The organism is Streptomyces sp. NBC_01233 (genome assembly GCF_035989305.1).
Lineage (GTDB): Bacteria > Actinomycetota > Actinomycetes > Streptomycetales > Streptomycetaceae > Streptomyces.
In genome coordinates this window covers 1,274,091-1,290,341 of the sequence record NZ_CP108514.1, presented here as the reverse complement: position 1 = coordinate 1,290,341, position 16,251 = coordinate 1,274,091, and the positions used below count along the sequence as shown (strand labels likewise).

The 16,251-nt window shown below is 71.3% G+C and carries 15 protein-coding genes; 8 read left to right on the top strand and 7 right to left on the bottom strand.

Features of this window, described 5'->3' with window-relative positions; all coding sequences use genetic code 11:
• The first annotated feature begins 40 nt into the window (after positions 1-40).
• From OG332_RS06340 to OG332_RS06320, 5 genes are read left to right on the top strand one after another with little or no spacing between them, the layout of a single operon-like run.
• Positions 41-1,207, top strand: a complete 1,167-nt coding sequence (locus OG332_RS06340) for a CaiB/BaiF CoA transferase family protein (RefSeq protein WP_327412514.1) — start codon at positions 41-43, stop codon at positions 1,205-1,207.
• A complete protein-coding gene (locus OG332_RS06335; RefSeq protein ID WP_327412513.1) occupies positions 1,207-2,232 on the top strand; it encodes an LLM class F420-dependent oxidoreductase in 1,026 nt (341 codons plus the stop codon). Before OG332_RS06340 ends, OG332_RS06335 begins: the two co-directional genes overlap by 1 nt.
• A gap of 11 nt (positions 2,233-2,243) precedes the next feature.
• Entirely contained in the window at positions 2,244-3,386 is a 1,143-nt protein-coding gene (locus OG332_RS06330; RefSeq protein ID WP_327412512.1) for an acyl-CoA dehydrogenase family protein, read from the top strand.
• Positions 3,387-3,414: 28 nt separating this feature from the next.
• On the top strand, positions 3,415-4,629 hold the full coding sequence (locus OG332_RS06325) for an acetyl-CoA C-acetyltransferase (protein ID WP_327412511.1): 1,215 nt from the start codon (positions 3,415-3,417) through the stop codon (positions 4,627-4,629).
• A 50-nt stretch (positions 4,630-4,679) separates the two neighbouring features.
• On the top strand, positions 4,680-6,851 hold the full coding sequence (locus tag OG332_RS06320; protein WP_327412510.1) for a 3-hydroxyacyl-CoA dehydrogenase NAD-binding domain-containing protein: 2,172 nt from the start codon (positions 4,680-4,682) through the stop codon (positions 6,849-6,851).
• 52 nt (positions 6,852-6,903) lie between these two features.
• Here OG332_RS06320 and OG332_RS06315 read toward each other — a convergent pair whose 3' ends face one another.
• The 4 genes from OG332_RS06315 to OG332_RS06300 form a co-directional block, all read right to left on the bottom strand.
• Complete coding sequence (locus tag OG332_RS06315; RefSeq protein ID WP_327412509.1) at positions 6,904-7,572, bottom strand: maltokinase N-terminal cap-like domain-containing protein; 669 nt, start codon at positions 7,570-7,572, stop codon at positions 6,904-6,906.
• A 41-nt stretch (positions 7,573-7,613) separates the two neighbouring features.
• Positions 7,614-7,766 carry a hypothetical protein gene (locus OG332_RS06310; protein WP_327412508.1) on the bottom strand — a complete coding sequence of 51 codons (153 nt, stop codon included), beginning with the start codon at positions 7,764-7,766 and terminating at the stop codon, positions 7,614-7,616.
• A 133-nt stretch (positions 7,767-7,899) separates the two neighbouring features.
• Positions 7,900-8,031, bottom strand: a complete 132-nt coding sequence (locus OG332_RS06305) for a hypothetical protein (RefSeq protein ID WP_327412507.1) — start codon at positions 8,029-8,031, stop codon at positions 7,900-7,902.
• Between the two features lie 144 nt (positions 8,032-8,175).
• A complete protein-coding gene (locus OG332_RS06300; protein ID WP_327412506.1) occupies positions 8,176-8,916 on the bottom strand; it encodes a MerR family transcriptional regulator in 741 nt (246 codons plus the stop codon).
• Between the two features lie 85 nt (positions 8,917-9,001).
• Here OG332_RS06300 and OG332_RS06295 point away from each other — a divergent pair, with 85 nt between their 5' ends.
• Positions 9,002-10,843 (top strand): AMP-dependent synthetase/ligase, encoded by a 1,842-nt coding sequence (locus tag OG332_RS06295; RefSeq protein ID WP_327412505.1) that lies wholly within the window; start codon positions 9,002-9,004, stop codon positions 10,841-10,843.
• 561 nt (positions 10,844-11,404) lie between these two features.
• On the opposite strand, the gene OG332_RS06290 is transcribed toward OG332_RS06295, so the two are convergent.
• Entirely contained in the window at positions 11,405-11,707 is a 303-nt protein-coding gene (locus OG332_RS06290) for a DUF6415 family natural product biosynthesis protein (protein ID WP_327412504.1), read from the bottom strand.
• 262 nt (positions 11,708-11,969) lie between these two features.
• Here OG332_RS06290 and OG332_RS06285 point away from each other — a divergent pair, with 262 nt between their 5' ends.
• Entirely contained in the window at positions 11,970-13,160 is a 1,191-nt protein-coding gene (locus OG332_RS06285; protein WP_327412503.1) for an IS110 family transposase, read from the top strand.
• A gap of 72 nt (positions 13,161-13,232) precedes the next feature.
• On the opposite strand, the gene OG332_RS06280 is transcribed toward OG332_RS06285, so the two are convergent.
• Entirely contained in the window at positions 13,233-14,408 is a 1,176-nt protein-coding gene (locus tag OG332_RS06280; protein ID WP_327412502.1) for a helix-turn-helix domain-containing protein, read from the bottom strand.
• 115 nt (positions 14,409-14,523) lie between these two features.
• On the opposite strand from OG332_RS06280, the gene OG332_RS06275 reads away from it, so the two are divergent.
• Positions 14,524-15,057 carry a flavoprotein gene (locus OG332_RS06275; protein WP_327412501.1) on the top strand — a complete coding sequence of 178 codons (534 nt, stop codon included), beginning with the start codon at positions 14,524-14,526 and terminating at the stop codon, positions 15,055-15,057.
• A gap of 179 nt (positions 15,058-15,236) precedes the next feature.
• On the opposite strand, the gene sph is transcribed toward OG332_RS06275, so the two are convergent.
• The gene (gene sph / locus OG332_RS06270) at positions 15,237-16,226 is read right to left on the bottom strand and encodes a sphingomyelin phosphodiesterase (protein WP_327412500.1); all 990 of its coding nucleotides are present in this window, start codon (positions 16,224-16,226) and stop codon (positions 15,237-15,239) included.
• Positions 16,227-16,251 lie beyond the last annotated feature (25 nt).

The following is a 16,251-nucleotide window of genomic DNA, read 5'->3' as shown; positions in this document are numbered from 1 at the left end:
CACCACGGAAACGATCCGCACCGGAGACGCTGGGGGCTCGATGGCAGTGACAGGGAACGGCAGCGGGAACGGCCGCGGGCACGCGAGCGGGCGGGGCCCGCTCGCCGGACTGCGCGTCGTCGAGCTGGCGGGCATCGGCCCCGGACCGTTCGCCGCCATGCTCCTCGCCGACCTCGGCGCGGACGTCGTCCGGGTGGACCGGCCCGGAGGCGGCGGGCTCGCCGTCGACCCGGCCCACGACCTCACCAACCGCGGCAAGCGCTCCGTCCTGGTCGACCTCAAGTCCGCCGACGGGCCCGCCCGCGTCCTGGACCTGGTCGAGCGGGCCGACGTCCTCGTCGAGGGGTTCCGCCCCGGGGTCGCCGAGCGGCTCGGCGTCGGCCCGGCCGAGTGCCACGCCCGCAATCCGCAGCTCGTCTACGGGCGGATGACCGGCTGGGGCCAGAAGGGCCCGCTCGCGCAGACCGCGGGGCACGACATCGCGTACATCGCCGTCACCGGCGCCCTCGGCATGATCGGCAACCCGGGAGAGCCCCCGGCCGTCCCCGCCAACCTGGTCGGGGACTACGCGGGCGGCTCGCTCTACCTCGTGATCGGGGTCCTCGCCGCCCTCCAGCACGCCCGGACCACCGGCACCGGCCAGGTCGTCGACGCGGCCATCGTCGACGGCACCGCCCACCTCACCGCCATGATCCACGGGATGATGGCGGCCGGAGGCTGGCAGGACCGCCGCGGGGCCAACCTGCTCGACGGCGGCTGCCCCTTCTACGGCACCTACGAGACCTCCGACGGCGGGTACATGGCGGTCGGCGCGCTGGAGCAGCAGTTCTACGACACCTTCGTGGAGCTCCTCGACATCGCGGACCGGGCCCCGGACCGCAAGGACATCGCCCGCTGGGGCGAGCTGCGCGAGGTGGTCGCCGCACGCTTCAGGACCCGTACGCGCGAGGAGTGGACGGCGGTCTTCGAGGGCACCGACGCCTGCGTGGCGCCCGTGCTCTCGCTGCGCGAGGCCCCGCACCACCCGCACCTGGCCGCCCGCGGGACCTTCACGGAATTCGGCGGGATCGTCCAGCCCGCCCCCGCGCCCCGGTTCTCGGCGACCCCCACGGCCGTCACCGCGGACCCCGCCCTGCCGGGGGCGGACACCGTGAGCGTGGCCCGCGACTGGGACGTGCCCGCCCTCGTCGCCAAGGAGGCGGACTGATGGAACTGTCGATGCTGCTCGACTACGCCGGGGATCCGCGCCGGGCCGCCGACGAGGCCGCGGCCCTGGAGTCGGCCGGCCTCGACGCCGTGTGGGTGGCCGAGGCCTGGGGCTTCGACTCCCCGACGATCATGGGCTACCTCGCCGCCCGCACCGAGCGGCTGAAGATCGGCTCGGCGATCCTCAACGTCTACTCGCGCACGCCAGGCCTGATCGCCCAGACGGCCGCCGGACTGGACGCGCTCTCGGGCGGCCGGGCCCTGCTCGGACTCGGCGCCTCCGGCCCGCAGGTCGTCGAGGGCTGGCACGGGAAGCCGTACGACAAGCCGCTCGGCCGCACCCGCGAGACGGTCGGGCTGTGCCGCCGCATCTGGCGGCGCGAGACGATCGACCACCACGGCATCACCGACATGCCGCTGCCCCCGGAGCGGGGCAGCGGGCTCGGCAAGCCCCTGAAGATCCTCACCCGGCCGGTGCGCGACGCGATCCCCGTCTACATCGCCTCGCTCGGCCCGGCCAACGTGCGGCTGACCGCCGAGATCGCCGACGGCTGGCTGCCCACCCTCTTCATCCCCGAGAAGGCCGCGACGGTGTGGGGCGGACCCCTCGCCGAGGGCGCGGCGAAGCGGGCCCCGGAGCTCGGCCCGCTGCAGACCGTCGCCGGGGGCCTGCTCGCCATCGGCGAGGACGCGGCCGCCGCAAGGGACCTGGCGCGCCCGCAGATCGCCCTGTACGTCGGCGGCATGGGCGCGGTCGGCAAGAACTTCTACAACGACCTCGCCGTGGCCTACGGCTACGAGGAGGAAGCCCGGAAGATCCAGGAGCTGTACCTCTCCGGCCGCAAGCGCGACGCGGCCGCCGCCGTACCGGACGAGTTCTGCGAACTGATGACCCTGTGCGGGCCCGAAGGCTACGTGCGCGAGCGCGTCGAGGCCTTCCGGGAGGCGGGCGTCACCATGCTCAACGTCACGCCCGTCGGCCCCGAGCCGGCCCGGCTGATCGAAACCGTCAAGAACTGGCTTTAGGGAGCCGACCGATGAAACGCCAGATCTTCGACGCCGACCACGAGGCGTTCCGCGAGACGGTGCGCACCTTCCTCACCAAGGAGGTGCTGCCGCACTACGAGCAGTGGGAGAAGGACGGCATCGTCAGCCGCGAGGCCTGGCGGGCCGCGGGCCGCCAGGGCCTGCTCGGCCTCGCCGTCCCCGAAGAGTACGGCGGCAGCGGGAACACCGACTTCCGCTACGCCGCCGTGATCGCCGAGGAGTTCACCCGCGCGGGCGCCCCGGGACTGGCGATCGGCCTGCACAACGACATCATCGGGCCGTACCTGACCTCGCTCGCCACCGAGGAGCAGAAGCGCCGCTGGCTGCCCGGATTCTGCTCCGGGGAGACCATCACCGCCATCGCGATGACCGAGCCGGGGGCGGGCTCCGACCTCCAGGGCATCCGGACCAGCGCCGAGGACCGCGGCGACCACTGGGTGCTGAACGGCTCCAAGACCTTCATCTCCAACGGCATCCTCGCCGACCTGGTGATCGTGGTCGCCAAGACCACCCCCGAGGGCGGGGCGCACGGACTGTCGCTGCTGGTCGTCGAGCGCGGCGCGGAGGGCTTCGAGCGCGGCCGCAACCTCGACAAGATCGGCCAGAAGTCCCAGGACACCGCCGAACTGTTCTTCCACGACGTACGCGTCCCGAAGGAGAACCTCCTCGGCGAGCTGAACGGCGCCTTCGTCCACCTGATGACCAATCTCGCGCAGGAGCGGATGGGCATCGCGATGGCCGGCATCGCGGCCGCCGAGTACCTGCTGGAGATCACCACCCAGTACGTGAAGGAGCGCGAGGCCTTCGGCCGCCCTCTGTCCAAGCTCCAGCACATCCGCTTCGAGATCGCGGAGATGGCCACCGAGGTCGCCGTCACCCGGGCCTTCCTCGACCGGTGCATCACCGACCACTCGACCGGCGAACTGGACCACGTGCACGCCTCGATGGCCAAGTGGTGGGCCACCGAACTGCAGAAGCGCGTCGCCGACCGCTGCCTGCAACTCCACGGCGGATACGGATACATGACCGAATACCGGGTCGCGCGGGCCTTCACCGACGGCCGGATCCAGACCATCTACGGCGGCACGACCGAGATCATGAAAGAGATCATCGGCCGCTCCCTCCTCGCCTAAGACCCAGACCTCCCGAAAGGCTTGACCAGTGAGCACCGAAGCTTACGTATACGACGCGATCCGCACCCCGCGCGGCCGCGGCAAGGCCAATGGCGCCCTGCACGGCACCAAGCCGATCGATCTCGTCGTCGGGCTCATCCACGCCCTGCGCGAGCGCAACCCCGGCCTGGACCCCGCCACCATCGACGACATCGTGCTCGGCGTCGTCGGCCCGGTCGGCGACCAGGGCTCCGACATCGCCCGGATCGCGGCCATCGCCGCCGGACTCCCGGACACCGTGGCCGGCGTCCAGGAGAACCGCTTCTGTGCCTCCGGCCTGGAAGCCGTCAACCTGGCCGCCGCCAAGGTCCGCTCCGGCTGGGAGGACCTGGTCCTGGCGGGCGGCGTGGAGTCCATGTCCCGCGTCCCGATGGCCTCGGACGGCGGCGCCTGGTTCAACGACCCGATGACGAACTGGGACGTCAACTTCGTCCCGCAGGGCATCGGCGCCGACCTCATCGCCACGATCGAGGGATTCTCCCGGCGTGACGTGGACGAGTACGCGGCCCTCTCGCAGGAGCGCGCCGCCGCCGCCATCAAGGACGGCCGCTTCGCCAAGTCGGTCGTCCCGGTCACCGACCGCAACGGCCTGGTCGTCCTCGACCACGACGAGTTCGTCCGCCCCGGCACCACCGCCGACACCCTCGCCAAGCTGAAGCCCTCCTTCGCCGACATCGGCGAGCTGGGCGGCTTCGACGCCGTCGCGCTGCAGAAGTACCACTGGGTGGAGAAGATCGACCACGTCCACCACGCGGGCAACTCCTCCGGCATCGTCGACGGCGCCTCGCTCGTCGCCATCGGCTCCCGCGAGGCGGGCGAGCGGGGCGGTCTGACCCCCCGCGCCCGGATCGTCTCGGCCGCCGTGTCCGGCTCCGAGCCCACCATCATGCTCACGGGCCCGGCCCCCGCCACCCGCAAGGCCCTCGCCAAGGCCGGTCTGACCATCGACGACATCGACCTGGTCGAGATCAACGAGGCGTTCGCCGGTGTCGTGCTGCGCTTCGTCAAGGACATGGGCCTCTCCCTCGACAAGGTCAACGTCAACGGCGGCGCCATCGCGCTCGGCCACCCGCTCGGCGCCACCGGCGCGATGATCCTCGGCACGATCGTCGACGAGCTGGAGCGCCAGGACAAGCGCTACGGCCTCGTCACCCTCTGCGTCGGCGGCGGCATGGGCGTCGCCACGATCGTCGAGCGACTCTGAACCGTCCTGAATCCCCGCCCCCCGGACCTTCCGAAACGAAAGCAGTGACCATGAGCGAGTCCACCACGATCCGCTGGGAACAGGACGAGACCGGCGTCGTCACCCTGATCCTCGACGACCCGGGCCAGTCCGCCAACACGATGAACCAGGCCTTCAAGGACTCGATCGCGGCGATCGCCGACCGCGCCGAGGCAGAGAAGGACTCCATCCGCGGCATCATCTACACCTCCGCCAAGAAGACCTTCTTCGCGGGCGGCGACCTCAAGGACATGATCCGGCTGCGCCCCGAGCACGCGCAGCTCGCCTTCGACACCGGCACCGCCATCAAGCGCTCGCTGCGCCGCATCGAGACCCTCGGCAAGCCCGTGGTCGCCGCGATCAACGGCGCGGCCCTGGGCGGCGGTTACGAGATCTGCCTCGCCTCCCACCACCGCGTCGCCCTCGACGCCCCCGGCTCCAAGATCGGCCTGCCCGAGGTCACCCTCGGCCTCCTCCCGGCCGGCGGCGGCGTCACCCGTACCGTGCGCCTGATGGGCATCGCCGACGCGCTGCTCAAGGTGCTGCTCCAGGGCACCCAGTACAACCCGAAGCGCGCCCTGGACAACGGCCTGGTCCACGAACTGGCCGCCACCCCCGAGGAGATGCTCGCCAAGGCCCGCGCCTTCATCGACGCGAACCCGGAGTCGAAGCAGCCCTGGGACGTACCCGGCTACCGGATCCCCGGCGGCACGCCGTCCAACCCGCGGTTCGCCGCCAACCTCCCGGCCTTCCCGGCCAACCTGAAGAAGCAGCTGAACGGGGCCCCGTACCCGGCCCCGCGCAACATCCTGGCCTGCGCCGTCGAGGGCTCCCAGGTGGACTTCGAGACCGCTCTGACCATCGAGGCCCGCTACTTCACCGAGCTGGTCACCGGGCAGACCGCCAAGAACATGATCCAGGCCTTCTTCTTCGACCTCCAGGCCGTCAACGCGGGCCGCAGCCGCCCGCAGGGGATCGAGGCGCGGGGGGTCCGCAAGGTCGCCGTCCTCGGTGCCGGCATGATGGGCGCGGGCATCGCGTACTCCTGTGCCCGCGCGGGCATCGAGGTGGTGCTGAAGGACGTCAGCGCCGAGGCCGCCGCCAAGGGCAAGGCGTACTCCGAGAAGCTCCTCGACAAGGCCGTCTCCCGCGGCCGGAGCACCGAGGCCCAGCGCGCCGAACTGCTCGCCCGGATCACCCCGACCGCGGACGCCGCCGACCTGGCGGGCTGCGACGCCGTCATCGAGGCCGTCTTCGAGGACACCGCCCTCAAGCACAAGGTGTTCCAGGAGATCCAGGACGTCATCGCGCCCGACGCATTGCTGTGCTCCAACACCTCCACCCTGCCGATCTCCGGCCTCGCGGAAGGCGTGAAGCGGCCCGCCGACTTCATCGGGCTGCACTTCTTCTCGCCGGTCGACAAGATGCCGCTGGTCGAGATCATCAAGGGGGAGCAGACCGGGGACGAGGCCATCGCCCGCGCCTTCGACCTGGTCCGGCAGATCAACAAGACCCCCATCGTGGTCAACGACTCGCGCGGCTTCTTCACCTCGCGCGTCATCGGCCAGTTCATCAACGAGGGCGTGGCCATGGTCGGCGAGGGCATCGAGCCCGCCTCGATCGAGCAGGCCGCCGCGCAGGCCGGCTACCCGGCCAAGGTGCTCTCCCTGATGGACGAGCTCACCCTGACCCTGCCGCGCAAGATCCGCAACGAGAGCCGCAAGGCCTTCGAGGCCGAGGGCCGGGCCTGGGCCGAGCACCCCGCCGACACCGTCATCGACCGGATGGTCGACGAGTTCGGCCGCCCCGGCCGCAGCGGCGGGGCCGGCTTCTACGAGTACGACGAGGCCGGCAAGCGCGCCCGCATCTGGCCGGGCCTGCGCGAGCACTTCGCCAAGCCGGACGCGGAGATCCCCTTCGAGGACATGAAGGAGCGGATGCTCTTCTCCGAGGCCCTGGACACCGTCCGCTGCCTCGACGAGGGCGTGCTCACCTCGATCGCCGACGCCAACATCGGCTCCATCATGGGCATCGGCTTCCCGGCCTGGACCGGCGGCGTGATCCAGTACATCAACGGCTACGAGGGCGGCCTGCCCGGCTTCGTGGCCCGTGCCCGCGAGCTCGCCGACACGTACGGCGAGCGCTTCATCCCGCCGGCCTCGCTGGTCGCGAAGGCCGAGCGCGGCGAGACCTACGCCGACTGATCCAGTGACAGCCTCGGGCCCGCCCGCGAGCGGGCCCGAGGCGTCCCTCCGGTCAGGCCTCGGACACGGCCAGGTGGGCGAACAGCCCGTGCTGACGGGCCCCGTCCGGGGCGGACCAGCCGGCCAGTACACGTCGCCCCGCGCCGTCACCGGCGGGAGCGGGGCGCAGTACCCGGCACACGGTCAGGGTCGACACGGGGCCCTCCTCCATCATCGGGCCCACGGTGACGAGGCTCGCGTCGGCGGTGTCCGTCACGGTCCCGGGGCCGGTCAGGCCCGCCGGTACCCCGGCCCCCTCGGTACGGACCTCCACCGTCGGGTCGGGGGTGTCGCTCTCGCTCTGGGCCTGTGCCGTGGTGCGGCCCGCCAGCAGGGCCAGCAACTGCTCGACCAGGACCAGGTCGTGGGCGCCGTCGTAGACCCATCGCCTGCCCAGCGCCCCGTGCATCAGGGTGCCGACCAGTCCGTCCTCGGCGCCCGCCAGCGGGGCCCCGCGGTAGGTGAGCGGGACCAGGTAGGCGACGGGCTCGTCCCCGGAACCGTCGGTGACGACCATGAACTCGATGCCGACCACGCCCTCGGGGTCGTCGAGCCGGAACCCGCCCGCCTTGGCGAGACCGGCGGCGCCCGTGGCCCCCTGGTACCAGGGCCGCGACGGGAGCCAGTCGGCGAGGAGTTCCAGCTTGGTCGGGGTCAGCGTGGTGTGGTGGATGACTGCCATGGCACGAACCTACCTGCGCCCGCGAACGGGCCGCCCCCGCGTCAGGGCAGCGTCCAGAACACCTCCGTCACGAGGTAGAAGACGACGACCCAGAACAGGAGCAGCGCGGCGACGACGGCGCCGCCGACGAGGTTGGTCCTGGCGCGCGGTTCGTCCGGTGCGGGCCACAGCCACCGCCTGAGCAGCCGGTTCACGCTGACGTCGGCGAAGCGGCGGGAGATGCTCGCCGAAACCCCTCGAACTTGCTCTCCTCCTGGCTCATGTGGCGCTGCCACGCGAGGAAGTCGTCGACGTTGTCCGGGTGTACGCGGTGGGTCACCACCACGGTCACGAGGGCGGCTCGTCGGCGTCGAGGGGCCGTTGCCTGGTCGCGCCGTTCATCCAGGCCTGCAGATGGGCCACCGAGTCGAACCGGTAGACGATCACCCAGTCGGGTTGTACCTCGGTCGGCGGGGACACCTGGATGGCCGCCACCTTGAGCGGCGGAATCCGCTGGGGCCGCTGGGGCCGACCCGCACAGAGCAGGGGCCGGCGGGCGCAAAGACTCCCTTCCAGCGTACTGAGAACGGGCCTGCCCCGCCAAAGCAGGGCCTCGGTCCGCGGCTACGGCCCGCCGGGTTCCCCGCCGGACACGAACGCGGCCCGCAATTCCTCGCGCAGGGACCGCTGGAAGGCCGTCACCAGCGCCTGGACCACCATCGGCTGCATGTGCGCCGAGAGCGCCTTCATCGACTCCACCCGCTCGGGATCGCTCTCGCCCTGCGTGAACGGACCCCACACCTCGTCCCGGAACAGCGCCGTCAGCTCGTGCGCGGCCGACCTGGTGTGCTCCATCAGCACCCTGCGCGCCGCCAGGATCGTCTCGTGCGCGATCGGCACGTCGAGCAGCGCGACCCCCAGCCGCAGCAGCCCCACGTCCACCCGGAACCCGTCGCCCGATGCGGCGAGCACGTTCATCGCCGTCAGCCGCCGGACGTCGGCGTCCGACAGGCTCCGTCCGGCCCGCTTCTCCAGCTCCTCGCGCGAGACCTCCTGGGCCGCGTCCGGGGCCCAACTGGCCACCATCGCCCGGTGGATCGCCAGGTCGTGCGCGCTCAGGTCGTCGGGCAGCGCGTCCAGATAGCGCTCGATGGCGGACAGGGTCATGCCCTGGTGCTGGAGCTCCTCGATCAGGGCCAGCCGGGACAGGTGCTCCGGCCCGTAGTGGCCCACCCGACGAGGACCGATCACGGGAGGGGGCAAAAGCCCGCGGGTGCTGTAGAACCGTACGGTGCGCACGGTGACGCCCGCCCTGGCCGCCAGCTCGTCGACGGTGAGCATCGGCTCGGTTGCCTGGTCGGCCATCGTCTGCGCCTCGCTCTCTGCTCCACAGCTTGGGTTCAACAGTATTGCTGTCGCACCAACGATGTGAAACGGCCAGGAGCTGCCCATGACCACGAACCTGCGACTGCCCGGACGACCCGAAGAGATCACCCTCCCCGCCCTGCTGGCCCGCAACGCCGCCGAGTACGGGGAACTCCCCGCCCTCTCGTGGCGCGCCGGCCCCGGCTCCGCCGCTTGGGCGACCCTCACCTGGAGCGAGGTCCGCCGCAAGGTGGCCGTCCTCGCCTCCGGCTACGCGGCCCTCGGCGTCGAGCGCGGCGAGCACGTCCTGATGATGATGGGCAACCGTCCCGAGCACTGGCTCAGCGACCTCGCCCTCGTCCACCTCGGCGCCGTGCCCGTCACCGTGTACGGGACCTCCGCGCCCGAGCAGATCGCCCACATCGCCCGCCACAGCCGGGCCAGGGTCGCCGTCGTCGAGGGCGCCCGCGAACTCCTGCGGTGGGAGCCGCTGCTGGGCGACCCGACCGTGCCCCTGGAACGCCTCGTCGTGGCCGAGGCCGCCGACGCGGGCGGGCACTCCACGTACGGCTCCCTGCACGCGAGCGGGGCCCGGATCCACCGCGCCGACGCCTTCGAGAAGGCCTGGCAGGAGACGCGCCCCGAGGACCCGCTGACCGTCGTCTACACCTCCGGCACCACCGGCGACCCCAAGGGCGTGCGGCTGACCCACCGCAACCTCATGCTCCAGGCGATCCGCCTCGACCGGCACGTCGACCTGCCCGAGCACGCCGAGCACCTCTGCTACCTGCCCTTCGCGCACATCGCCGAGCGGGTCCTCGGCATCTACCTGCCCCTGCTGCGGGCCGCGCACGTGCGGCTGTGCGCCGACCCCACCGCGGTGGCGGGGGCGGTCCGCGAACTGCACCCGGTGCAGTTCTTCGGCGTGCCCCGGGTGTGGGAGAAGCTCGCCGCCTCGGTCCGCGCGGTCCTCGCGCAGCTCCCCGAGGCGCAGCGCGGGGCCATCGAGGCCGCGAACGACCTGGCCCGCGCCCGGGCCGGCCACCGCGAGCGCGGAGAGGAGGTGCCGGCCGCGCTCGAAGCCTCGTACGCCGGGGCGAAGGAACAGGTGCTGGATCCGCTGCTGCGGATGGCCGGCATGGACCGGCTGGTCTGGACGGCCAGCGCGACCGCGCCGATGCCGATCGACGTGGTCCGGTTCTGGGCCGGCTGGGGCGTCACGATCATGGACGCCTGGGGGCTCACCGAGACGGCCGGTGTGTGCACGGTCAACAGCCCGGACGGCTTCCGGCTCGGCTCGGTGGGCCGCCCGATCGAGGGGCTGGAGCTGAGGCTCGCCGAGGACGGGGAGATCCTCACCCGCGGTGCGACCGTCTTCGGCGGCTATCTGCGGCCGGACGGCACGGTGGAGAGCGCCTCCGACGCCGAGGGCTGGTTCCCCACCGGGGACGTGGGCCGGCTCGACGAGGACGGGTTCCTCTGGCTGACCGACCGCAAGAAGGAACTGATCATCACCTCGAACGGCAAGAACGTCTCGCCGGCGCTGGTGGAGAACACCGTCAAGGAGCACCCCCTGATCGGCCAGGCCCTGGTTCACGGCGACGGCCGGTCCTACCTCGTCGCCCTGCTGGTCCTGGACCCCGAACTGGCCCCGGTCTGGGCCGCCGCCCGGGGCATCGAGGCCGCCTCCCCGTCCGAACTCGCCGCGCACCCGGCCGTCCGGGAGGAGATCGCCCGCGCGGTGGAGGCGGCCAACGCCCGGCTCAACCGGACCGAGCAGATCAAGCGCTACCGGCTGCTGACCGAGGAGTGGGGCCCCGAGACCGGGGAGCTCACACCCTCGCTCAAGCTCCGCCGCCGGGTGGTCCGCGACAAGTACGGCGCACTGATCGACGGCCTGTACGAGGAGCCGTACGAGTCCGCGTAGCGCTCGGCCCGGACGCCCGGTGCGGTGGGCGGGACCTCCGCTCACCGCACCGGGGTGGTGGCAGGCGGTGGCGCGGGCGCAGGGCGTCCGATCAGCCGGGGGCGGCGGGCTACTCGGTCAGCAAAGCCAGTGCTCCCATCGCAGAGCCGCCGAACCCTCGATCCCATAGGTGTGCGACCGTGCTGCCGTAGGGCGCGAGGCGGCTGCTGCCCCAAGGGGTGGTCGGCGCCGAAAGCGTGAAGGACATGGGACTCCTCAGGTCGTGTGCGGGAAGGCGCGGTCCGGGCGGGGGTTCAGCGGGCAGTGCTGACGACGATCACAGCAAGCGCGCCGAACACGACGGCGGCGTACAGGGCCTGACGGCCGAGCTCGCTCACCGGCCGACCGCCAGGGTCTTGGGCCGGGCGTGCGGGCCGGGGCGGTACCCGCGGCCCTGCCCACACCCGGGGTGCGCGTACATCGGCAGGCGGACCCCGGAGGCGGAGAAGTCGGGGCCCGCCCGATTCGCGGGCACTGCGGCAACGCGCTGGTCGCAGTACACGCAGTACTCGACGCCCCCGCTCACTGAACAGCCGCGGGCAGGAGCCCAAGCATCCGGTGGATCGTCCGGGCCAGGCCGCGGGCGTAGTTCCACCGCGCCAACGGCCCGTCGCCCGAGCCTGCGCTCGTGAGCGCGTGCCAGTCGGCGAGGGGGGCCGCTGCTCCGTCGAGGTCGACGACCTCGGTGAGGAGCAAGATGCCGAAGTCCAGGAGCCGTTCGACGAGTACCTCGATGTCGATGTCGTCCGGCTTGCGGTTGTACGGGACGAGAGCCCGTTTCACGAGCTCGGCGACCGTATCCAGGTCGCCGCGGGTGGCCTCCATGCTGGTGCTCCCTACCGTCGTCAGCGGGTCCTACGTTGTTGTGCGGGTTGGACGGGCCAGTCGTAAGGTCCAGAGATCCAGAGACGCCGGGTATGGCTTTCAGCGGGTTGCACTCGATGGTTACCGCCACCTGGCCGCCCGGCGTCTCACGACGACTCGGCCGCTGATTAGGAGCTGCGAGCCCTGCGGGGCATCGCTCAGTAGGACCACGCTGGCGAGGTCGTCCGGACCATAAGCGCACATCGAGCGACCGGAGGAACCCGTGGCCCGGATCTGGGCAGGAACGGACATCGGCAAGAGCCACCACCATTGCGTGGTCCTGAACGCCGAAGGCGAGCGACTGCTGTCGCGGCGCGTGCTGAACGACGAGCCGGAGCTTCTCTCTCTCCTCGGGGACGTCCTGGCTCTGGACGAAGACGTGGTCTGGGCCGTCGATGTCGCCGACAGCACGGCCGCTTTGCGGATCAGCGTGCTGCTCAACCACGGCCAGCGGCTCGTCTACATTCCGGGCCTCGCGGTCAACCGTGCGTCCGCCGGCTACCGGGGCATGGGCAAGACCGACGCCAAGGACGCCACCGTTATCGCCGACCAGGCCCGAATGCGCAGGGACCTGGCTGTCCTGCGGTCGGAAGACGAACTCACCATCGAGCTGAAGATACTCACCAACCGGCGAGCCGACCTGAACGCCGACCGCACCCGCCGGATCAACCGTCTGCGTGGTCAACTCAACACCATCTTCCCGGCATTGGAACGCGTCCTTGATCTGGGCAACGTCGGCCCGCTGATCCTGCTGACCGGCTACCAGACCCCGGCTGCCCTGCGGCGCGTCGGCCGCAAACGGCTGGAGACCTGGCTGCGCAATCGCAAGGTCCGCAGCCCCGAAACCCTTGCCGCAGCCGCTCTGGAGGCTGCCGAGCGCCAGGCCACCGCCGTCCCCGGGGAGAAGATCGCCTCGCAGGTGATCCACACCCTGGCGAAGGAGGTGATGAGCCTCAATGAGCAGATCGCCGAGATCGACAAGCTCATTGCGGCCCGGTTTCGCGAACACGACCTGGCCGAAGTGATCGAGAGCATGCCCGGCATCGGCCCCTTGCTGGGTGCCGAGTTCCTGGCCGCCACGGGCGGCGACATGAGCCGCTACGCAGACTCCGGCCGTCTGGCCAGCCTGGCCGGGGTCGCTCCGGTCCCACGCGATTCCGGCAACGTCAGCGGCAACCTGCACCGGCCCCGGCGTTACCACCGCGGCCTGCAACGCGTCTTCTACACCTCCGCGCTCATCAGCATCCGCAACTGCGACGCGTCGCGGCGCTTCTACGAACGCAAGCGCGGCGAAGGCAAACGGCACACCCAGGCCGTCCTCGCGTTGGCGAGGCGACGGGTCAACGTCCTCTGGGCCTTGATCCGTGACGGACGGTGCTACGAGCATGGACTCTCCGCTCCTGCTGCCGCTTGACAACCTCATTAGGAGGTGGTGACACCAGCCTGACGCCGCGGCAGAGGAGGATTACTCACAGATCTGTGAGTGCTACACCCCGATCCAGCGAGCCATCCCGCCCAGCCCTTCGGGGGCCCGTCGCGACATGTGCACCAGACCCCGAATCGTGGTCCGGGTGCTCGGCAGATGCCGCGTCTGCTCCGGAGCCACCTTCCTGGCCTCCGCCAGATACGCCAGCGATGTCTTCGCCGAGCCCGCCTCCATCTCCACCAGCGCCCGGTCCACGAGATACCGGGCCCGCCGCGACGTCAGCGTCGACGCCGGCAGCTTCAGCCCGCGGGCCCGGCCGAGGGCATCGTCGAAGTCGCCCAGCGCGATCGACGTACCGAGTTCGTGCAGCCGGACGTTGGCCCGCCCGAAACTCAGCCAGTGCACGTCGCCCGCTTCTCCACCGACGCGATCCGCGAACTCCCGGGCGGCGGCAAGATGCGTTTCCACGGCGGCCCGGTCCTCGTCCTTCGCGGCCACCGTGGCCAGCCCGAGGTGAAGTTGCCCGGTCACGGCAAGGGCCTCGCGGCTCGTCGCCCCGGCGAGCAGGGCCTGCCCCGACGTGATCAGCGGTGCGGACGTGGCACACCGCCACAGCGTCGCCCTCTTGTACCGCTGCACGGCCTCCAGGCACGGGTCCGACGCCCGGCCGGCGGCCCAGCCCATCCGGTCCAGGGCGACGCGCGCCAGGTCCGGGTGATCGAGCTTCAAGGCCACGTCGTGCGCGGTCCGGTACGCCGATGCGAGGGCCTGCCACGCCGGTGTTGTCGGCGTCGTGCAGACGGTGTGCGTCAGCTCCAGAATCAGGCGCGGCAGTGCCTTCCCTGCTGCGCGGAGATGCGTGGCCCGCACCTGCTGACACAGGGTGTCTGCCTCGGCAATCAGCTCCGGCACCGGCCGGACATCGGCAAGGCCGGGGTTCGGTCCGAGGTCGTACCGGTCGAGTGCCTCCCGGATCGGGGCGACCAACGCGAGCAGCCGATCGGCAGGAAGTGCGGTCACAGCGGGGGGTCCTGTCAGCTTGGACGAGTCCACTCGCAGCGCATGCGCCACGGCCGCCACAAAACCCTGGGTGGCGGCGCGCGCCCCGCACTCGACCTGGCTCAGGAGGCTGAGGCTGTACGGGATGCGGTCGGCCAACTCGCGCTGCGTCAGGCGGGCAAGGCGCCGCTGCTCCCGAATCCGGGATCCGGTGTGGTCATCGTCAGGTGCGGGCATACGGGCTCTCCGTCCAAGACTCGTCGTCATGGACCGTACCCGCGCACCGTGCGCCAGGTCTGCCTTCGCCCCCGATCCCACACGGATCGGGGGCGATTGCATAGGCTCGGGCGCCATGACGACGAGGACTCTGTACCTGCTCTGCTCGGCCGCCCCACCCGTCTTCGAGATCGCCGGGGTGGTGGAGGAAGCTCAGCGCCGCGGCTGGGACGTATGCCTCGGCCTGACACCGACGGCTGCCGACTGGCTGAAGGACAGCCTGCCGGGGCTGGCCGCGCTCACCGGGCACCCGGTCCGGAGTAGCTATAAAAGGCCCGGAGACCCCGACGTGTGGCCGAAGGCGGACGCGATCCTCGTCGCCCCAGCCACCTTCAACACGGTGAACGCGTGGGCGCTCGGCCTCACGGACCGATTCGTCGTCGGTGTCGTGGCCGAGGGCATTGGTAAGGAGATCCCCATGGCCGTAATGCCGTGCGTGAACTCGGCCTACGCCCGACACCGAGCCCTGGACCGGTCCTTGGAGGAGCTGCGGGAGATGGGCGTGGAGGTGCTGTACGGGCCGGCCGGGTTCGAGCCGAACGCCCCCGGGGAGAAGCGGCCGTACCCGTGGGGCTTGGCGTTGGACGCGATCGACGAGCTCGGCCGGTAGGCGGCCTTTGGATGCAACCGGCACGGCGTCGCCGTCAACCTGGCCCGCATCGAGGGGCAGGGTGCGCAGAAGACGGTGCGGGTGGTGCCGGTGTGGGCTCCGGCGGACGTTGTGCCTGCTGAGGAGCCCACGACCAGCCACATAGGACCCGATCAGCTACGGGGCCAGTACGACAGGGCCTAGCGTCCGATCAGCGGGTAGTGGTCGGAGAGGTTGGTGTAGGTGTAGGAGGTGCCCCAGCTGGAGACCGTCCAGGGCGCCGACTGCTCCAGGACCACGTTGTTCTCCCAGCCCGCCGGGCGGGCGTTGCCCTTGCGGTAGAGGACGTAGTCCAGGTCCTCGCGCGGGTCGGTCGGGTAGCGGTAGTTCGCTATCGAGTTCAGCGCGGTGTCGAAGGAGTACGGGTGCCCCGTGCGGCTGTCGGTGTCCGCCAGGTCGGCGTTCGCGAGCAGGCTGGCGTACTCGGGGGTGCGCGAGTCGACGTTGAGGTCGCCCGCCACGATGACCTGCTCGTTCGCCGGGATGTTCTTCCCGTCCAGGAAGGCGTCGATCGCACGGAACTGGCGGGCGCGCATGTCCGCCGCCTCGCCCGCGCCGCAGCCCGGGTCGGTGGACTGGGCGTGGGTGCCGACCACGTGCACCTTGGTGCCGTTCACGTTCAGGACGACGTAGGCGAAGCCCTTGTTGGACCACCAGTCGGCGCCGCAGGCGTCCTTGTAGACGACCTGCTCCTTGCGGACGATCGGCCACTTGCTGAGGATCGTGACCCCGCCGTCCTCCGGGGTGGTGGTGGAGTACGCGCCGCCCGTGGCGTCCCAGCCGCTCTTGCTGCGGCCGACGACCGGGGTCTGGTACGGGTACTGGGCGGCGGAGTTCGCCTTCAGCGCGTCCGAGGCGGCGTTGTCGAAGGCCTCCTGGAGCACGACCACGTCGTGGCCCTTGTAGAAGGAGGTCTTGGGGATCTCGGAGGCCCGGTGGTCCTGGCCCCAGTTCGGGTACAGGTTCTTGCTCATCAGGAACACGTTGTACGACAGGACGCTGAGCCGCGGGGCGGCGGCGGTCTCGGCGGCCGAGGCGGCGGGCGCGCCGGAGGCGGCCAGCGCGCCCGCGGCGACCGCGGCGACGGCCGTGGCGGCGGCACGGCGGCGACGGGGGGAGTTCTGCGGCATAGGGGACTCCATCATTCCTGCGGGA

What these genes read in the sequence shown, in the direction of transcription:
- OG332_RS06280 (WP_327412502.1), bottom strand. Translation starts at nt 14,408, where the DNA reads ATGCCCGCACCTGACGATGACCACACCGGATCCCGGATTCGGGAGCAG.
- OG332_RS06275 (WP_327412501.1), top strand. Translation starts at nt 14,524, where the DNA reads ATGACGACGAGGACTCTGTACCTGCTCTGCTCGGCCGCCCCACCCGTC.
- OG332_RS06330 (WP_327412512.1), top strand. Translation starts at nt 2,244, where the DNA reads ATGAAACGCCAGATCTTCGACGCCGACCACGAGGCGTTCCGCGAGACG.
- OG332_RS06295 (WP_327412505.1), top strand. Translation starts at nt 9,002, where the DNA reads ATGACCACGAACCTGCGACTGCCCGGACGACCCGAAGAGATCACCCTC.
- OG332_RS06335 (WP_327412513.1), top strand. Translation starts at nt 1,207, where the DNA reads ATGGAACTGTCGATGCTGCTCGACTACGCCGGGGATCCGCGCCGGGCC.
- OG332_RS06315 (WP_327412509.1), bottom strand. Translation starts at nt 7,572, where the DNA reads ATGGCAGTCATCCACCACACCACGCTGACCCCGACCAAGCTGGAACTC.
- OG332_RS06340 (WP_327412514.1), top strand. Translation starts at nt 41, where the DNA reads ATGGCAGTGACAGGGAACGGCAGCGGGAACGGCCGCGGGCACGCGAGC.
- OG332_RS06320 (WP_327412510.1), top strand. Translation starts at nt 4,680, where the DNA reads ATGAGCGAGTCCACCACGATCCGCTGGGAACAGGACGAGACCGGCGTC.
- sph (WP_327412500.1), bottom strand. Translation starts at nt 16,226, where the DNA reads ATGCCGCAGAACTCCCCCCGTCGCCGCCGTGCCGCCGCCACGGCCGTC.
- OG332_RS06300 (WP_327412506.1), bottom strand. Translation starts at nt 8,916, where the DNA reads ATGGCCGACCAGGCAACCGAGCCGATGCTCACCGTCGACGAGCTGGCG.
- OG332_RS06290 (WP_327412504.1), bottom strand. Translation starts at nt 11,707, where the DNA reads ATGGAGGCCACCCGCGGCGACCTGGATACGGTCGCCGAGCTCGTGAAA.